The organism is Variovorax sp. H27-G14 (assembly GCF_046156345.1).
Taxonomy (GTDB): domain Bacteria; phylum Pseudomonadota; class Gammaproteobacteria; order Burkholderiales; family Burkholderiaceae_C; genus Variovorax.
This window is the reverse complement of sequence record NZ_JAYLVN010000001.1, coordinates 373,442-391,326: the sequence shown is the minus strand read 5'-3', so window position 1 is coordinate 391,326 and position 17,885 is coordinate 373,442. Positions and strand designations below refer to the sequence as shown.

14 protein-coding genes are annotated in these 17,885 nt (G+C 66.8%); 11 read left to right on the top strand and 3 right to left on the bottom strand.

Annotation, left to right across the window (positions count from 1 at the left end; genetic code table 11):
* Window positions 1-14 precede the first annotated feature (14 nt).
* The 4 genes from tam (at window position 15) to VLK31_RS01865 (ending at window position 5,071) form a co-directional block, all read left to right on the top strand.
* Window positions 15-803 (top strand): trans-aconitate 2-methyltransferase, encoded by a 789-nt coding sequence (tam, locus tag VLK31_RS01880; RefSeq protein ID WP_409166669.1) that lies wholly within the window; start codon window positions 15-17, stop codon window positions 801-803.
* Window positions 800-1,801, top strand: coding sequence for an HpcH/HpaI aldolase/citrate lyase family protein (locus tag VLK31_RS01875; RefSeq protein WP_409166668.1), 1,002 nt, complete (start codon window positions 800-802; stop codon window positions 1,799-1,801). The genes tam and VLK31_RS01875 overlap by 4 nt, the downstream gene beginning before the upstream one ends.
* 35 nt (window positions 1,802-1,836) lie before the next feature.
* Window positions 1,837-2,403 (top strand): hypothetical protein, encoded by a 567-nt coding sequence (locus tag VLK31_RS01870; protein ID WP_409166667.1) that lies wholly within the window; start codon window positions 1,837-1,839, stop codon window positions 2,401-2,403.
* An 82-nt stretch (window positions 2,404-2,485) separates the two neighbouring features.
* Entirely contained in the window at window positions 2,486-5,071 is a 2,586-nt protein-coding gene (locus VLK31_RS01865) for a bifunctional aconitate hydratase 2/2-methylisocitrate dehydratase (RefSeq protein ID WP_409166666.1), read from the top strand.
* Between the two features lie 76 nt (window positions 5,072-5,147).
* Here the strand turns inward: VLK31_RS01865 and VLK31_RS01860 are convergent, their stop codons facing one another.
* Window positions 5,148-6,008, bottom strand: a complete 861-nt coding sequence (locus VLK31_RS01860; RefSeq protein WP_409166665.1) for a hypothetical protein — start codon at window positions 6,006-6,008, stop codon at window positions 5,148-5,150.
* A gap of 13 nt (window positions 6,009-6,021) precedes the next feature.
* The gene (locus VLK31_RS01855; RefSeq protein WP_409166664.1) at window positions 6,022-7,158 is read right to left on the bottom strand and encodes a DUF2827 domain-containing protein; all 1,137 of its coding nucleotides are present in this window, start codon (window positions 7,156-7,158) and stop codon (window positions 6,022-6,024) included.
* A gap of 76 nt (window positions 7,159-7,234) precedes the next feature.
* On the opposite strand from VLK31_RS01855, the gene VLK31_RS01850 reads away from it, so the two are divergent.
* From VLK31_RS01850 to VLK31_RS01835, 4 genes are all read left to right on the top strand, one after another.
* Entirely contained in the window at window positions 7,235-8,383 is a 1,149-nt protein-coding gene (locus VLK31_RS01850) for a DUF2827 family protein (protein ID WP_409166663.1), read from the top strand.
* A complete protein-coding gene (locus VLK31_RS01845; protein WP_409166662.1) occupies window positions 8,380-9,537 on the top strand; it encodes a DUF2827 domain-containing protein in 1,158 nt (385 codons plus the stop codon). Before VLK31_RS01850 ends, VLK31_RS01845 begins: the two co-directional genes overlap by 4 nt.
* Window positions 9,538-9,545: 8 nt before the next feature.
* Window positions 9,546-10,148, top strand: coding sequence for a hypothetical protein (locus VLK31_RS01840; protein WP_409166661.1), 603 nt, complete (start codon window positions 9,546-9,548; stop codon window positions 10,146-10,148).
* 108 nt (window positions 10,149-10,256) lie between these two features.
* Window positions 10,257-12,524 carry an acyl-CoA dehydrogenase gene (locus tag VLK31_RS01835; protein ID WP_409166660.1) on the top strand — a complete coding sequence of 756 codons (2,268 nt, stop codon included), beginning with the start codon at window positions 10,257-10,259 and terminating at the stop codon, window positions 12,522-12,524.
* On the opposite strand, the gene VLK31_RS01830 is transcribed toward VLK31_RS01835, so the two are convergent.
* Window positions 12,430-13,284 (bottom strand): helix-turn-helix domain-containing protein, encoded by an 855-nt coding sequence (locus tag VLK31_RS01830; RefSeq protein WP_409166659.1) that lies wholly within the window; start codon window positions 13,282-13,284, stop codon window positions 12,430-12,432. The two genes, VLK31_RS01835 and VLK31_RS01830, sit on opposite strands and share 95 nt — an antisense overlap.
* Window positions 13,285-13,512: 228 nt before the next feature.
* On the opposite strand from VLK31_RS01830, the gene VLK31_RS01825 reads away from it, so the two are divergent.
* The 3 genes from VLK31_RS01825 (at window position 13,513) to efeU (ending at window position 17,880) form a co-directional block, all read left to right on the top strand.
* Entirely contained in the window at window positions 13,513-16,380 is a 2,868-nt protein-coding gene (locus VLK31_RS01825) for an aconitate hydratase (protein ID WP_409166658.1), read from the top strand.
* A gap of 4 nt (window positions 16,381-16,384) precedes the next feature.
* Window positions 16,385-16,846 carry a metallophosphoesterase family protein gene (locus VLK31_RS01820; RefSeq protein ID WP_409166657.1) on the top strand — a complete coding sequence of 154 codons (462 nt, stop codon included), beginning with the start codon at window positions 16,385-16,387 and terminating at the stop codon, window positions 16,844-16,846.
* A gap of 197 nt (window positions 16,847-17,043) precedes the next feature.
* Window positions 17,044-17,880 (top strand): iron uptake transporter permease EfeU, encoded by an 837-nt coding sequence (gene efeU, locus VLK31_RS01815; protein WP_409166656.1) that lies wholly within the window; start codon window positions 17,044-17,046, stop codon window positions 17,878-17,880.
* Window positions 17,881-17,885 lie beyond the last annotated feature (5 nt).

Sequence of the window (17,885 nt, the reverse complement as noted above, 5' to 3'; positions counted from 1 at the left end):
GGCAACTCCGCAGCATGCTCGACTGGAACCCCGCGCTCTACCGTCGCTACGAGGACGAGCGCACCCGCCCCGCACAGGAACTCCTGGCGCGGGTGCCCCTGACCGAGGCCGCCCGCGTGGTCGATCTGGGTTGCGGGCCGGGCAATTCCACCGAGCTGCTGGTCAACCGGTTTCCGGCGGCGCAAGTCACCGGCACCGACAACTCCGAGGCCATGCTGGTCAGCGCGCGCGAGCGCCTGCCCCAGGCCACCTTCGAGTTGAGCGACATCGCGACCTGGGCGCCGCGTTCCAAGGAAGAAGCGCCCGACCTCATTTATGCCAACGCGTCCCTGCAATGGGTGCCCGATCACCAAAAGCTGATCCCGCGCCTGTTCGACGCGCTGGCCCCGGGTGGCGTGCTTGCCATCCAGATGCCCGACAACCGCCAGGAGCCCACGCACCGGCTGATGCGCGCCGTGGCCGCGCAAGCCCCCTGGGCCGAGCCCATCGGTGACGCCGACCGGCTGCGCACGCTGCTGCTCGAACTGGGCGGTTACTACGACCTGCTGGCGCCCCGCGCGGCAAACGTCGATGTGTGGCACACCATCTATCAGCACCGCATGGCCGACGCCGTATCCATCGTCGAATGGGTGCGCGGCACCGGGCTGAAGCCCTTTGTCGATCGTCTGCCGGCCGATCTGCAGGCCAGCTATCTGGCCGAGTACCTGCGCCGCGTCAGTGAAGCCTATCCGGCCCGCGCCGACGGCAAGCGGCTGCTCGCCTTCCCGCGCATGTTCATCGTGGCGCAAAAGAGCAAGGCATGACGAACACCACAGTCCATCCCGCGCAGGTGCTGCTCGGTGCCCAGGCCGGCGCCGTGACGCTGCCCGTGTGCGACCACTACAGCGGCGTCGAAGCGCGCATGAAGAAGAGCCTCGCGCTCCAGGCCGAGATGGCCGAGGAGTTCGGCGCCTGCGTGTTCGACGTCACCCTCGACTGCGAAGACGGCGCCCCGGTGGGCGGCGAGGCCGAGCATGCCGCGCTCGTCACCGAGCTCGCGCTGGCCGCCAGGCCCGGCATGCGGGTCGGTGTGCGCGTGCACCCGGTCGATCACCCGGCCTTCGTGGGCGACGTGATCACCATCGCCGGGCGCGCCGCCGATCGCCTCAGCCACCTGATGATTCCCAAGGTGGAGTCGCTGGCCGACGTGCTGCAGGCCGTGGCCGCGCTCGACGCTGCCGATGCCGCCGCGCTGCCGTTGCATGTGCTCATCGAGTCGCCGCTGGCCGTGCACAACGCCTTCGACATCGCCGCGCATCCGCGCGTGCAGTCGCTGAGCTTTGGGCTGATGGACTTCGTTTCGGCCCACGCCGGCGCCATTCCGGCCGACGGCATGGGCGCGGCGGGGCAGTTCAGCCACCCGTTGGTGGTGCGCGCCAAGCTGGCCATTGCGTCCGCCGCGCACGCTTACGGCAAGGTGCCCTCGCACTGCGTGGTCACCGAGTTCAACAACACCGACGCCATGCGCACGGCGGCCCGCAAGGCGGCCACCGAATTCGGCTACACGCGCATGTGGAGCATCCACCCCAACCAGATCCGCCCCATCCTGGAGGCCTTTGCGCCCGACGAGGCCCAGATTCAAATTGCCACACAAATCCTTGTAAAGGCGGCAACGGCTGATTGGGCTCCGACACAAATTGATGGCACATTGCACGACCGCGCGAGCTACCGCCATTTCTGGCAAGTTCTGACGCGTGCCCACGCAACAGGGCGCGCGTTGCCCTCCGAGGCGAAAGCCTGGTTTGCAGCCGCGGCCTCCTGAAACCCAACCGAATCCAGTCTCAAGGAAACCCACACATGAAGAAAATTGCCCTGATCGCTGCCGTTGCCCTGGCACTGCCCTTCGCTGCCCTGGCGCAGACCGCGGCGGCCCCGGCCAAGCCGGCCGCCAAGCCTGCAGCCAAGGCGGAGGCCAAGAAGGCTCCGCCCAAGCGCCAGGTCACCCGCCGCGCCGCCAAGGCCGTGGAAGAAGTCACCCCCATCAACACCGACACCGACGTGACGCTCAACGACGCCGACCTGGCCGTGGCCCAGCGCGTGTCCATCGGCCGGGCTCAATGCGAGCTGGGCGCCGACGTGACCGTCACGCCCGACGAAAAGAAGCCAGGCTTCTTCTCGGTCACCACCAAGGGCCTGAAGTACCGCATGCACCCGGTCGAAAGCCGTACCGGCGCCATCCGCCTGGAAGACCCGCGTGCCGGCGCCATGTGGCTGCAGCTGGGCAACAAGTCGATGCTGATGAACCAGAAGGCCGGCCTGCGCATTGCCGACGAATGCCAGACCGACGCGCAAGTCGCGTTTGCCGCAGAAATGAAGAAGAACCCGCCCAAGGCCCTGTTCGAAGGTGCCGACGGCGCAAAGTAAGCGGTACCGAACCCCGGGGTGCGGCGCGGCTCTTGCATGAGCGCTCCGCACGCCCGAAAGACCAGTTTCCGGAGAAAAGAAGATGTTGCAAGCCTACGTTGATCATGTTGCCGAACGCGCCGCGCTCGGTATCCCGCCGCTGCCCTTGAGCGCGAAGCAGACCTCTGAAGCCATCGAGCTCTTGAAGAGCGCGAACGCCAAAGACGGCGCCTTCCTGCTCGACCTGCTCACCTACCGCGTGCCTGCCGGCGTGGACGATGCAGCCAAGGTCAAGGCCAGCTACCTTGCTGCCGTGGCCCACGGCACCGAGAAGAGCGAGTTCATTTCGCGCGCCCGCGCCACTGAACTGCTCGGCACCATGCTCGGCGGCTACAACATCAGCCCCATGATCGACCTGCTCGACGACGCCGAAGTCGCCGCCGTGGCAGCCGAAGGCCTGAAGAAAACCCTGTTGATGTTCGACCAGTTCCACGACGTCAAGGAAAAGGCCGACAAGGGCAACGTGCACGCCAAGGGCGTGCTGCAAAGCTGGGCCGACGCCGAGTGGTTCACCAGCCGCCCCGAAGTGCCCCAGAGCATCACCGTCAGCATCTTCAAGGTGGCTGGCGAAATCAACACCGACGACCTGTCGCCCGCGCCCGACGCCACGACCCGTCCCGACATCCCCATGCACGCCCTGGCGATGCACAAGAACGCGCGCCCCGGCATCGTGCCCGAAGAAGACGGCAAGCGCGGCCCGGTGAAGTTCATCGAAGACCTGCGCGCACGCGGCCACCTGGTGGCCTACGCGGGCGACGTGGTCGGCACGGGTTCGTCGCGCAAGAGCGCCACCAACTCGGTGCTGTGGTTCACCGGCGAAGACATTCCCTTCGTGCCCAACAAGCGCTTTGGCGGCGTCTGCTTGGGCAGCAAGATTGCTCCCATCTTCTACAACACGATGGAAGACTCGGGCGCTCTGCCCATCGAGCTCGACGTGGCACAGATGAACATGGGCGACGTGGTTGAACTGCGTCCCTATGAAGGCAAGGCACTGAAGGACGGCAAGGTCATTGCCGAATTCACCGTCAAGAGCGAGGTGCTGTTCGACGAAGTGCGCGCCGGCGGCCGCATTCCGCTGATCATCGGCCGCGGCCTGACCACCAAGGCGCGCGAAGCGCTGGGCCTGCCCGTGTCCACGTTGTTCCGCCTGCCGAGCAGCCCGGTCGACACCAAGAAGGGCTTCTCGCTCGCACAGAAGATGGTCGGTCGCGCCTGCGGCCTGCCTGAAGGCCAGGGCGTTCGCCCGGGCACCTACTGCGAACCCAAGATGACCTCGGTCGGCTCGCAGGACACCACCGGCCCCATGACCCGCGACGAGCTGAAGGACCTGGCGTGCCTGGGCTTCTCGGCCGACCTCGTGATGCAGTCGTTCTGCCACACGGCGGCGTACCCCAAGAAGGTCGACGTCAAGATGCACCACGAACTCCCCGAGTTCATGGCCAACCGCGGCGGCGTGTCGCTGCGCCCGGGCGACGGCGTGATCCACAGCTGGCTGAACCGCCTGCTCACGCCCGACACCGTGGGCACGGGCGGCGACAGCCACACCCGTTTCCCCATCGGCATCAGCTTCCCGGCGGGCTCGGGCCTGGTGGCCTTCGCGGCCGCCACCGGCGTGATGCCGCTGGACATGCCGGAGTCGGTGCTCGTGCGCTTCAAGGGCAAGATGCAACCCGGCGTCACGCTGCGTGACCTGGTCAACGCCATTCCGCTGTACGCCATCAAGGCGGGCCTGTTGACGGTGGCCAAGCAAGGCAAGAAGAACATCTTCTCGGGCCGCATCCTGGAAATCGAAGGCCTGCCCGACCTGAAGGTCGAACAAGCCTTCGAGCTGAGCGACGCTTCGGCCGAACGCTCGGCCGCCGGTTGCACCGTGCACCTGAACAAGGAGCCGATTGCCGAGTACATCAACAGCAACATCACGCTGATGAAGTGGATGATTGCCGAAGGCTACGCCGACGCGCGCACGCTGGCCCGCCGCATCGCCGCGCAAGAAGCATGGCTGGCCGACCAGTCGCTGCTGGCCGGTGACGCAGACGCCGAATACGCCGCCGTCATCGACATCGACCTGGCCGAGATCCACGAGCCCATCGTGGCCTGCCCGAACGACCCCGACGACGTGAAGACGCTCAGCGACGTGGCAGGCGCCAAGATCGACGAAGTGTTCATCGGCTCTTGCATGACCAACATCGGTCACTTCCGCGCGGCCTCCAAGCTGCTCGAAGGCAAGCGCGACATTCCGGTCAAGCTGTGGATTGCACCGCCGACCAAGATGGACGCGCAGCAACTGACCGAAGAAGGCCACTACGGCGTGTTCGGCAATGCCGGTGCCCGCACCGAAATGCCGGGCTGCTCGCTGTGCATGGGCAACCAGGCCCAGGTGCGCGAAGGCGCCACGGTCATGTCGACCAGCACGCGCAACTTTCCCAACCGACTGGGCAAGAACACCAACGTGTACCTCGGCTCGGCCGAGCTGGCCGCCATTTGCTCGCGCCTGGGCCGCATCCCGACGCGAGAAGAGTACATGGCCGCCACGGGCGTGCTCGACGCGTCCAGCGCGCAGATCTACCAGTACCTGAACTTCGACAAGATCGACGACTACAAGGTGGCTGAAGCCGTTCCGGCCTGCTGATCCGCGCGGCTTTGCCGCATTGAAAAAGCCCCGCATTGCGGGGCTTTTTTTTGCCTCGGGTGCGTGAGCGAATCGCTCAGCCCGGCGGCACGTTGGGCCGCAGGTGCTCCTTGCCGCTCAGCACCATGGTCGCGCCGACCGGTCCTCCCACCGCGTGGGGCAGCGAGGTGAGCAATGAACTCGCGAAGTCGCCGCGGTAGAGCTTGGCGCCCTGGTGCGTGAGGTTCGAGTTGGCGTCGATGTAGACCGATTCGCCCAGGCCCGACCACAGGCGGCAGAAACCGTAGTCTTCCGAGAGGTAGCGGCGCGTTTCAGGATCGACCATCACGTCGAAGAACCGGTAGTGCAGGCCCTGGTCGGCCTCGCCGATGCTGTCGGGCACGTAGTTGAATTCCGGGTAGCTTGCGATGAGCCGCTCGAACACGGCACGCTTGATCACCATGAAGCCGGTCGGCGCCTCTTCCATCTTCATGAAGCCGTCGGGCTGCACGTCGAGCTCGACCTGCGAGGTGATTGCGGACGCCTTGGCGTTGACCGTGTAGCGCGTGAAGGTGGCTTCGAACTGCTGCTGCGTCATGCCGGCGGGTACGCCTTCGCCGGGCCAGTTCTCGCGCTTCAGCGGATAGACGCCGGCGGCAATGTCATGGCCGGACAGCAACAGCCGGAAGGCCGCCTGCGCCGAGAAGCCGATGTCCCCGTCAATCCAGAACAGGTGCGTCCACTGCGGGTTGGCCAGGAACTGGGCCACGCAATTGTTCCGCGCGCGCGTGACCAGGCTCTCGCCTTGATGGAACAGCACCTGCATGCGCATGCCGGCGCGCTCGGCCTCTATGGCGAAATTCATCATCGAGGTCACGTAGTTCTGGAAGTACTTGCCGTCGTGGCTGGGCGTGACGATCACGGGGAAGAACTGGCGCAGGGCGGAGGTTTCGAGCATGGAAGGGGTCCGGTTATCTGGCGGGGCGCTGAATGAGGTCGAGCAGCAGCGTGTCGTACACCTCGGTGACCGCTGCATTGCCGGGCAGGTAGCGCGCGATGAGGCTGCGTTGCCGCTCGCGGTAGGTGGCGGCCTGCGCATCATGCGTGTCGATGGCCTGCAATACGCGCGCACAACCTGCGGCCACGTCGTTGCCTTCGTAGAAATAGCCCAGGTCCGCACACAAATGCGCGTTGTGCACCAGCGGGTAGCCCTGCCAACACGTCTCCAGGTAGAAGTAATTCAGCGGGTTCTCCCACTGGTGCGAGACCACGATGTCGGTGTTCTGCGCCAGGAACGCCGGGGTTTCGTGCCGGCCCAGAAACACGGCCTTGTGCTCGCGCACCAGGTCGAGCTGGTTCATCAGCGTGATGAACTCCATGTTCTGCGTGGCCATTCGCTCGGCGTTGGTCACCTGCAGCAGCGCGATGGCCTCGGGTCGCGCGCGGTACGCCAGTTCGGCAATGAGCACGGGGTAGAGGCAGAACTTCACCACGTTGATGTTCGGCTCCATCACGCTGAGCCTGCGCGGGCCGCTGCGTGGTTGGTAGACACCGGCGTGGGGCAGGTCGCGCGTGCGCTCGTCGAGAAAAACCGGGCTCCACACGAAGGGCACGGCGCGCGCCTTGGCGCGGCGCAGCACCTCGAAGTACGGCTGGCTGATGTTCGCCACCTGCGGCACCATCCAGATGTCGTCGTAGCGCTGGTTCACGAACAGGTTGGCGCCCCAGAGCGGCTTGTTGAACAGCATCGCCTCCATGGCGTGCACGTATTCGAAGCCGCAGCAGTAAGACACGAGCCGCACGCCGCGCTGTTTCAGGTAGTCGGTCTGCGCCGCGTCGACCTGGCCACCCAGCTCGATCAGCACGTCCACGCTGTCCTTGGCCGCCTCGAATCTCACGGTGGGCCAGCGCGCCTGGTCCCAGGGCAGGGCGGGGGTGATGGGGGTGGCGGTGGTGTTCACCAGCACGACCGAACCCACTGCGGGGCAGTGTTTCAGCGCTTCCGCAAGAAACACGGCGTTCTGCTTGATGCCGTTGTTCCACAGCGTTTCGGCCTCCTGGTGCAGGCTGATGGTGATGCCGATGCGCAGGGGGCTTGCAGCGGTCATCGGGTGATTTGGCGATGCGGGCGTCATGGTCCGCCATGGTGTCGCGTTTTGCGCTTTTGATCCACACTGGCAAACCATGCGAATCGGCATTTCGGTCCTCACCCACGCCGGCCAGAACATCTGGGAGAACGGCATCGGCCAGAACGTGCTGTTTCTGGCGCGTTTGCTGCAGCGCATCGGCTTCGTGGAGTCGGTCACGCTGGTCGATGCCGGCGACCAGCAGGCCATGCCACCCCAGGTCGACCCGGCCGCGCTGGGCCTGGGCTTTGGCCGCGCGCGCGAGCTGACCGGCGCGCTGGACGTGGTGATCGAGATGGCAGGTGCGCTCGACGTGCAGTGGCTGTCGTACTTTCGCGCCTGCGGCGGCCGCGTGGTGTTCCATTGCGTGGGCCAGCCCTTCGTGTCGCTGGCCGAGCCCATCGTGTTCACCGACAAGGGCCACTTCAGCCCGCCGGAGCGTTGCGACGAAGTGTGGCTGCTGCCCAAGGACGAGGTGTTCACGCCCATGATGCGCACGCTGCACCGCTGCCCGGTGTTCGAGGTGCCGTACCTCTGGTCGCGGCAGTTTCTGGCGCAGCGCGTGGCCGAGGTCGAGGCCCTGGGCCACCGCTTCGGCTACATGCCGCGCACCCCGGAGCAGCCGGGTTTCAGGGTGGCGATCTTCGAGCCCAACATCTCGGTGGTGAAGTCCAGCAGCGTGCCCATGCTGGTCTGCGACGCCGCCTACCGGGCCGACCGCGACGCGGTTGTTTCGATGCAGGTGCTCAACACCCTGCACCTCAAGGACCACCCGACCATGCTGTACCTGGCGAACTCGCTGGACCTGGTGCGCGCGCACAAGGCGGTCTTTCATGGGCGCAACGACTTTGCGGGCTTCATGGTGCAGTTTGCCGACGCGGTGGTGTCGCACCAGTGGCAGAACGCGCAGAACTACAGCCACCTGGACGCGCTTTACGGCAACTACCCGCTGGTGCACAACGCGCCCTGGCTGCGCGAGGCCGGCTACTACTACCCCGACTTCGACATTGCCGCCGGCGCGCGGCAACTGCTGCAGGCCGTGCGCGGGCATGACGCGCAGCTGGACGACTACCGCGCACGTTCGCACCGTGTGTTCGACGCGCTCGACCCGCTCGGCCCCGCCAATGTCGACAGCTATGCGCAGCGCCTGCTGCACCTGGTGGGCGGCAATGCGGCCTTTCGCGCCGATGCAGCAAAGGCCGAATGAACGACACGCCAAGCACCCCGATGCCGGCCCGCCTGAAGGTTGGCGTGTCCATCTTCATCCGCAAGGGCGAGCAGAGCCTGTGGGAGAACGGCGTCTACCAGAACTGCCTGTTTCTGGTGATGCTGCTGCTGCGCTCGCCGCGCGTGCAAAGCGCCGTGCTGGTGGCCGGCGGCGGTGACGGCGGCCCCGCGGACGCCGTCCGCTTCCTGGCCGATTCGCCGGTGCCCGTTGTCGACATGGCCACCGCCGCGCAGGAGCTGGACCTCATGATCGAGATGAGCGCGCAACTGGCGAGCGAGTGGTCGGTGGCTTTTCGGGAGAAGGGCGGCAAGATCGTTTCGATGCGCGTGGGCAACGACTACGTGATCGACATCGAACGCATGATCTTCGACAAGCCGCACGGCCTGCTGATCTCAGGCGCGCCCTACGACGAGGTGTGGACCATTCCCGAGTACGAGGTGTCGTGCAAGCCGTATTTCGAGAGCACCTTTCGTGCGCCGGTGCGCCTGCTGCCGCACCTGTGGAGCCCGATGGTGCTCGAACGTGCCATGGCCCGGGACGTTGCCAACGCCCCCGACAGCCCCGCCTTCGCCTATGAACCCGGCCGCGCGCAATGGCGCATCGCCATCTTCGAGCCCAACATCTGCCTGGTGAAGACCAGCTTCATTCCCATGCTCGGCTGCGAGGCGGCGCACCGCGCGCAGCCGCGGCTGATCGAGAAGATATGGGTCTACAACAGCCTGCACCTCAAGGACAAGCCGCTGTTCGTGGGCTTTGCGCAGAGCCTGGACATCGTGCGCCATGGGCTGGCCACCTTCGAGGGGCGCTTTCCGGTGCACCAGGTGATGCCCGGCAAGATCGACGCGGTGTTCTCGCACCACTGGGAGAACGCGCAGAACTACGTCTACTACGAGGCGCTGTATGGCGGCTACCCGCTGGTGCACAACTCGCATCTGCTGGGCGCCTGCGGCTACCGCTACCACGGCTTCGACTGCGAAGAAGGCGGGCGCGCCCTGCAGCGCGCCTTTGCCGAGCACGACGCCAACCTGCCGGCCTACCGAGAAGACGCACGCCGCTTCATTGCGACGCTCGACCCCGAGGGCGAGGAGAACGTGCGCGTCTACACAGCGGCCATCGAGCGCCTTTGGGCATGAGGAACGCCATGAAAACCGTCCATCTCCTGTTGCGTCTTTTGCGGTGGCTGCCCGCAGTGTTTGCCTGCGCCGCCGCCGGCACAGCGCTCGCGCAAGGCGTGCTGGTGCCCGCTGCGCCACCGGCCGCGCCGCAGGACATGCTCACCCGCGCCGCAACCAGCGTGGGTATCAAGCGCTGCCTGCCGGCCATCTCGCGCCTGTCGGCGCTCACGGTGCAGGGCAGCCGCAGCCATGACGTGCTGCTCGACTGGGACCGCAAGCGCCCCGACGCCGGGCCCATGTTCTCGCTCATCGGCATCCAGTACCCCAACGCGGGCGTGGCGGCGTCCATCACCGCCATTCCGGATGACAGCGGCAACTGCACCGTGTCGGCCGAGCGCATCTCGGTGGCGCCCTTCACCTGCGAGAGCGTGGCGCAGCAGGAGCTGGCCAGCTACAAAATGACCCGGCTGCTGCCCAACTACGCCGTGTACACCGACGACAAGGAGCCCACTTCGTCGGTCTCGCTGATCGATTCGCCGCCGGGCTGCCTGGTCGTTCGCAGGTATGTGGAGTACGGCTGGAAAGACCCGGCCGCGAGGCCTGCAGGGCCGCCTCCCGCCAAGCGTTAGTCGCACCCGTCCCACACGCAGGGAGGCGCTCGACCGGCGCTCGGCAAGGGGTGGCCAGCCGCACGATGAGCCCACATCCGCGCCACCTGGCGCGGAAGGAGACGCACCATGCCTCTGGCGAAACTCATCGGTCGATGGGCCATGCATCCGTTTTCCAAGGCGCTTCCGCCCTTGGGTGACACAGAGCGCGCCGCGCTCGAGGCCGGCACCGTCGGCTTCGAGGGCCGGCTCTTTGCAGGCAACCCCGACTTCGACGTGCTCTGCGGCACGGGCCCCAACCAGCTCACCGAGCGAGAGCAGGCCTTTCTGGACCGCGAAGTGCGCGAGCTGTGCCACATGCTCGACGACCACGCCATCGACCAGGCGCGCGACCTGCCGCCCGAGGTGTGGCGCTACCTGCGAGAGAAGCGCTTCTTCGGAATGATCATTCCCGAAGCGTTCGGCGGCCTGGGCTTCGGCCATTTCGCGCATGCCACCGTGGTCACGCGCATTGCCACGGTGAATGTGGCGACCGCCGTCACGGTGATGGTGCCCAACTCGCTCGGCCCAGCCGAGCTGCTGCTGCGCTACGGCACCGACACGCAAAAAGACCATTACCTGCCGCGACTGGCGGACGGGCGCGAGCTGCCGTGCTTCGGCCTTACATCGCCCTATGCGGGCTCCGACGCGGCGTCCATTCCCGACCGCGGCGTGCTGGTCGAGCGCGAATTCAACGGCCGCATGACGCGCGGCTTTCTGGTCGATTTCGACAAGCGCTACATCACGCTGGCACCGGTCGCCACCGTGGTCGGCCTGGCCTTTCATGCCGTGGACGAAAGCAGGCCCGAAGGCGAGCGCGCGCTGGGCATCACCTGCGCGCTGATCCCGGTGCCGCACGCGGGCATGGAGATCGGCAGGCGGCACCGCCCGATGGACAGCGCCTTCATGAACGGCCCCATCCGCGGGCGGCAGGTGTTCGTGCCGATGGACTGGATCATCGGCGGCGAGCCGCAGGTGGGCCAGGGCTGGCGCATGCTGATGGAATGCCTGGCCGCGGGCCGCGCCATTTCGCTGCCGGCGCTGGGCTCCGCCATGCAGCAGACCGCGCTGTACGTGAGCAACGGCTACGGCCAGATTCGCGAGCAGTTCGGCATGCCGGTGGGCAAGTTCCATGCAATCGCGGGGCTCGTGGCGCAGATGTCGGCCGAGCTCTATGCGAGCGACGCCGCGCGGCGCTTCACTGCCGCCGCGCTCGACAAGGGCGAGCAGCCCAGCGTGGCCAGCGCCATCCTGAAGGTGCAACTGACCGAGGCCGGCCGGCGTGCCGTCAACCATGGCATGGACATCTTGGGCGGCAAGGGCATCATCTCGGGCCCCTCCAACCTGCTGGGCGTGTCTTACCGGCAGGCGCCCATTGCCATCACGGTGGAGGGCGCGAACATCCTCACGCGGGCGCTCATCGTTTTTGGGCAGGGCGCGGTGCGCTGCCACCCGCATGTGCTCGACGAAATGGCCGCGGTGCAGGCCAACGACGAAGAGGCGCTGGGCAAGGCGCTCATTGCGCACGGCAAGCATGTGGCGCTCAACCTGTGGCACAGCGTGTTCGGTGCGCCGGTGCTGGGCGAGCCGCCCGAAGCACTGATGCACGAAGCCCAATTGCTCGCGCGCATGAGCGCCAAGTACGCACTGACGGCCGACCTGGCAATGGGCCTGCTCGGGGGCAAGCTCAAGCGCATGGAGCTGCTGTCGGCGCGGCTGGGCGACGTGCTGGCGCACCTGTACCTCGCCAGCGCGAGCATCTGGCGCTACCACGTCGACGCGGCGCCGGAGATGCTGCCTTTTGCGCGCGCCGCCATTCGCCTGCAGCTCGACGAGGCCGGCAAGATCCTGCGCGACCTGTATGCCAACCTGCCGACGGGCGGCCGGCGCGTGATCGGCGCCGTGGTGCTGCGGCGCACGGGCCACCTGGCGCCGCTGCGCGATGTGCAATTGCTGGAACTGGCCGACCTGCTGCGCAAGAACCCGCGCATCGTGGAGCGCCTGGCACCCGACCTCAGCGAGCCCGCGGCGGGCGGCTTGCGCGACCTGATGCATGCGATGGAACTCGGCGCGCAGCTCGGGGACACCACCATGGCGCTCAACAAGGTGCTGCGCCGCACGAACTCGCTCGAAGAAGCTGCGTGCACAGCGCCCAACCCCGCACTGGCGCTGGCCTATCTGAAGGCGGCGGACAGGGTCATTCAGGTGGACGACTTCGAAGGCCCGACGCACAAACGGGCCGGCGCCGATGCCGATGCTCCGCTCAGCGCGCCGTTTGCGCCGCCAATGCAGCCAGCGCAGCCGCTGTCTGCTCGTCGGCCGGAAAGAACGACTCCACCGCCAGTTCCTGCAATGTGACGTCCACCGGCGTGCCGAAGATGGTGATGGTGGTGATGAAGCTCAGCACGCCGTTGGGCGTGACGAACTGAATCGGCACCGCCACCGCCGACAGCGCCGTGTCGATGGCCGGCAGGTCGTGGTGCACGGCGGGGGGCGGGTAGGCCTCCAGCTCGTCGTGCAGTGCCTGCAGCACCGGGTCGCCGGTGGCGGCAATCTGCTGCTGCAGCCGTTCGAGCAGGTGGGTGCGCCATTGCGCCAGGTTGGCGATGCGCGGGGCCAGGCCTTCGGGGTGCAGGCTCAGGCGCAGCACGTTGATGGGGCCTTGCAGCAACGCCGGCGCGGCGCCTTCCATCAGCATGGGCACCAGTGCGTTGTGCGCCACCAGGTTCCAGTGGCGGTCCACTGCCAGCGCGGGAAAGGGCTCGTGGCCTTTCAGCACCAGGTCGACCGCGCGGCGCGCCGCCGCCAGGGCGGGGTCGTCCAGAGAGCGCTGGCGGTACATGGGCGCAAAGCCGGCCGCCACCAGCAGCGCATTGCGCTCGCGCAGCGGCACCTCCAGCCGCTCGGCCAGGCGCAGCACCATCTCGCGGCTGGGCGCGGCGCGGCCGGTTTCCACGTAGCTCAGGTGGCGGGTCGACACCTCGGCCTCTTGCGCCAGGTCGAGCTGGCTCAGTCGGCGGTGCGTGCGCCAGTGCCGCAGGTGGGCGCCGAACGGGTCGCGCGCGCCGGGCTGGCCGGCATGGGCGACCTTGGGCGGGTGAGGGCGGGTGGTGTTCATAGGGCCGCATTCTGGCGCGATGGTGCCGCGCCGCCATGACCTTGCAGGTCATCGACGCGGTGCAGGCCCGGCTTGCAATGGCTGGTCGACGGCAACACGCTGGAACGCAGCGTTTTCGCAATAAGAAACAGGCCCTCGAAAGGCGAAAACGGGGAAGCCCGACTACAACGGTTGACACTGTTAACTGCTATCTTTGAGAGGCTTCCACGAACAAACAGGAGTCTCTCTATGGCCAAAGCCCCGGCGCACGCCTTTGCGTCCACCCTCAAGACCTTCAAGACCGCATCGGGCAAGTCCGGCAAGTACTGGTCCCTGAAGGAGCTGGCCAAGCAATACCCCACCATCGAGCGCCTGCCTGTGTCGATCCGCATCGTGCTGGAGTCGGTGCTGCGCAACTGCGATGGCCAGAAGGTGTCGCCCAAGCACGTTGAAGAGCTCGCTCACTGGGCACCGAACGCCGAGCGCACCGACGAAATTCCGTTCGTCGTCACCCGCGTGGTGCTGCAGGACTTCACCGGTGTGCCGCTGCTGGCCGACCTGGCCGCCATGCGCAGCGTGGCCGCCAAGCTGGGCAAGTCGCCCAAGACCATCGAGCCGTTGGTGCCGGTGGACCTGGTGGTCGACCACTCGGTGATGGTCGACTACTACGGCACACCCAAGGCGCTCGACCTGAACATGAAGCTGGAGTTTCAGCGCAACAACGAGCGCTACCAGTTCATGAAGTGGGGCATGCAGGCCTTCGACACCTTCCGCGTCGTGCCCCCGGGCTTTGGCATCGTGCACCAGGTCAACCTCGAATACTTTGCGCGCGGCGTCTACAAGAGCGAGTACGACAAGGCCGACGTGCCCACGTACTACCCCGATTCGCTGGTCGGCACCGACAGCCACACCACCATGATCAACGGCGTGGGCGTGGTCGGTTGGGGCGTGGGCGGCATCGAGGCCGAAGCGGCCATGCTGGGCCAGCCCGTGTACATGCTGACGCCCGATGTGGTGGGCTTCGAGCTCACCGGCAAGCTGCGCGAAGGCGTGACGGCCACCGACCTGGTGCTGTACGTCACGGCCATCCTGCGTGCCGAAAAAGTGGTGGGCAAGTTCGTCGAGTTCTTCGGCCCCGGCGCCGCGTCCATCGCCGTGCCCGACCGCGCGACCATCGGCAACATGGCGCCCGAGTACGGCGCGACCATGGGCTTCTTCCCGGTGGACGACATGACGGTGGCGTACTTCGAAGGCACCGGCCGTACCAAGGAAGAGGTCGAGCGCTTCGCCGCCTACTACAAGGCGCAGGGCCTGTACGGAATGCCCGCCCCCGGCGACATCGACTACACCAAGATCGTGCGCCTCGACCTGGGCACCGTGTCGCCCAGCCTGGCCGGCCCCAAGCGCCCGCAGGACCGCATCGACCTGGGCCACCTGTCGACCAAGTTCTCCGAGCTGTACAGCAAGCCCAACGACGCCAACGGCTTCAACCAGCCCGCCGACAAGCTCAAGCTGCGCTACCCGCTGGTCACGGCCGGCAACACCGGTGACGACGAAGCCGCCGCGCCGCCGGCCGGCGCGCCGCGCGACGTGGTCGAGATGGTGGCCAACCGCTCGACCAAGGCGGCCGCGCACACCAGCGCCACCGCGCCTACTGCCCCCAAGGGGCAGGTGACCATCGGCAACGGCGACGTGCTGATCGCTGCCATCACCTCGTGCACCAACACCTCCAACCCCAGCGTGATGCTGGCCGCCGGCCTGCTGGCCAAGAAGGCGGTGGAGGCGGGCCTCACGGTGAAGCCGCACATCAAGACATCGCTGGCACCCGGCTCGCGCATCGTCACCGAATACCTGGAGAAGGCCGGCCTGCTGACCTACCTGGAACAGCTCGGCTTCTACCTGGCCGGCTACGGCTGCACCACCTGCATCGGCAACGCCGGCGACCTGACGCCGGAGATCAACGAGGCCATCACCAAGAACGACCTGATCGGCGCGGCCGTGCTGTCGGGCAACCGCAATTTCGAGGCACGCATCCACCCGAACCTGAAGGCCAACTTTCTGGCCTCGCCGCCGCTGGTGGTGGCCTTCGCGATTGCCGGCAACGTGATGACCGACCTGATGACCGAGCCCGTGGGCAAGGGCAAGAACGGCAAGGACGTGTACCTGGGCGACATCTGGCCCACGCCGAAAGAAATCGACGACAACCTGCGCTTTGCGATGAACGCCAAGTCGTTCCGCACGAACTACGACAAGGTCAAGACCGACCCGGGCAAGTTCTGGAGCAGCATCAAGGGCACCGAGGGCCAGGTGTACGACTGGCCCACCTCCACCTACATTGCCGAGCCGCCGTTCTTCGAGGGCTTCAAGATGAAGCCGCACGCGTCGGACGCGGGCTTCAAGGGCGCGCGCATCATGGCGCTGTTTGGCGACTCGATCACCACCGACCACATCTCTCCGGCCGGCGCCATCAAGGAAAGCTCGCCCGCGGGCATCTGGCTGAAGGCGCACGGCGTGCCCAAGGCGGACTTCAACAGCTACGGCTCGCGCCGCGGCAACCATGACGTGATGATGCGCGGCACCTTCGCCAACGTGCGCATCAAGAACCTCATGATTCCGCCGGACGCCAACGGCACGCAGGAAGAGGGCGGCGTCACGCTGTTCCAGCCCGGCAACGAGAAGATGTTCATCTACGACGCCGCCATGAAGTACATGGAACAAGGCGTGGGCACGGTGGTGTTCGGCGGCGAGGAGTACGGCACCGGCTCGTCGCGCGACTGGGCCGCCAAGGGCACGCAGCTGCTGGGCATCAAGGCCGTGGTGGCCCGCAGCTTCGAGCGCATCCACCGCGCCAACCTGGTGGGCATGGGCGTGCTGCCGCTGCAGTTCCGCGGTGCCGATTCATGGCAGACGCTGGGCCTCACCGGCGACGAGAAGATCGACGTGGTGATCGGCAGCGAGCTGAAGCCGCAGATGGACGTGAAGCTGGTCGTGCACCGCCCCGACGGCACCCACCAGGAGGTGACGGTGCGCCTGCGCATCGACACGCCCATCGAGGTCGACTACTACAAGCACGGCGGCATCCTGCCGTTCGTGCTGCGCCAACTGCTGGCGGCCTGATCGCTTGATTCGCGTCGGGCTCATCTCCGATACCCATGGCCTGCTCCGCCCGCAGGCCGTGGAAGCGCTGCGGGGCAGCGACTTCATCGTGCACGGCGGGGACATCGGCAATGCCGGCATCCTGGACGCGCTGCGCGACATGGCGCCGCTGACCGTGGTGCGCGGCAACAACGACCGCGAAGCGTGGGCCCATGGCATCGCCGAGACTGAACGCGTGCTGTTCGGCGGCGTGCAGCTCTACGCCATTCACGACCTTGCGCAACTCGACATCGACCCGCAGCGCGACGGCGTGCGCGTGGTCGTCTCGGGGCATTCGCACAAGCCCAAAGTCGAAATGCGTGACGGTGTGCTGTACGTCAACCCGGGCAGCGCGGGGCCGCGCCGTTTCAGCCTGCCCATTGCGGTGGCGGAGTTGCTGATCGACGGCGACGCGGTCAGCGCGCGCATCGTCGAACTGGCCGTTTGAGCCTTGCGCAGGGTTTGGCAGCCTGGGCAGCCTTGGGGGGCAGGGAAGTCATTGCCACTCGGCAAGTTAAAGGCCCTAAATGAGAATGTCTCTTATTTGATGGGTTATCCTCGTCCGCTCCTCTTTGGGGCCTGCGACAAGCGCTGACTCGCATTGCGGCCCCGGGGGGGCATTTCTGCCCTGACTCCCCGAAGCCGATGCTCATTCCCTTTCTCATCATGCTGCGCGAAGGCATCGAAGCCGCGCTGATCGTCGGCATTGTTGCCAGCTACCTCAAGCAAAGCGGACGCGGCGCGCTGATGCCCGCGGTGTGGGTCGGCGTGCTGCTGGCCACCGCGCTGTCGCTGTTCGCGGGCGCCGGCCTGCAACTGCTGGCGGCGGAGTTTCCGCAGAAGCAGCAGGAGCTGTTCGAAGGCGTGGTCGGGCTCATTGCCGTGGTCATGCTGACCTCGATGGTGTTCTGGATGCGCAAGGCCGCGCGCTCCATCAAGGGCGAGCTGCAGGCCTCCATCGACAAGGCGCTGCACCAGGGCGCGGACGGCCAGGGCTGGGCGCTGATCGGCATGGTGTTTCTGGCCGTCGCGCGCGAAGGCCTGGAGTCGGTGTTCTTCCTGCTGGCCGTGTTCCAGCAGAGCAGCGGCTGGGAAGCACCCGCGGGCGCGCTGGCCGGCATTGCCGTGTCGGTGGTGGTCGGCTGGGGGCTTTATTCGGGCGGCGTGCGGCTGGACCTGCGCCGCTTCTTCCGCTTCACGGGCCTGTTCATTCTTCTGGTGGCCGCGGGCCTCTTGGCCGGCGTGCTGCGCAAGCTGCATGAAGGCGGCGTGTGGAACCACCTGCAGACGGTGGTGTTCGACATGAGCAATGCATTGCCGATGGACAGCCCCGTGGGCGCCGTGCTCTCGGGCCTGCTGGGCTACCAGGCCGCGCCCGTGGTGGGCGAGGTGGTTGTGTACCTGGCCTTTCTGGCCGTTGCCCTGTTCTTCTTCTTGCGCCCGGCCCCCGCGCCGGTGCCACGCGCGGCCGCGGCCCGCTGAAACGC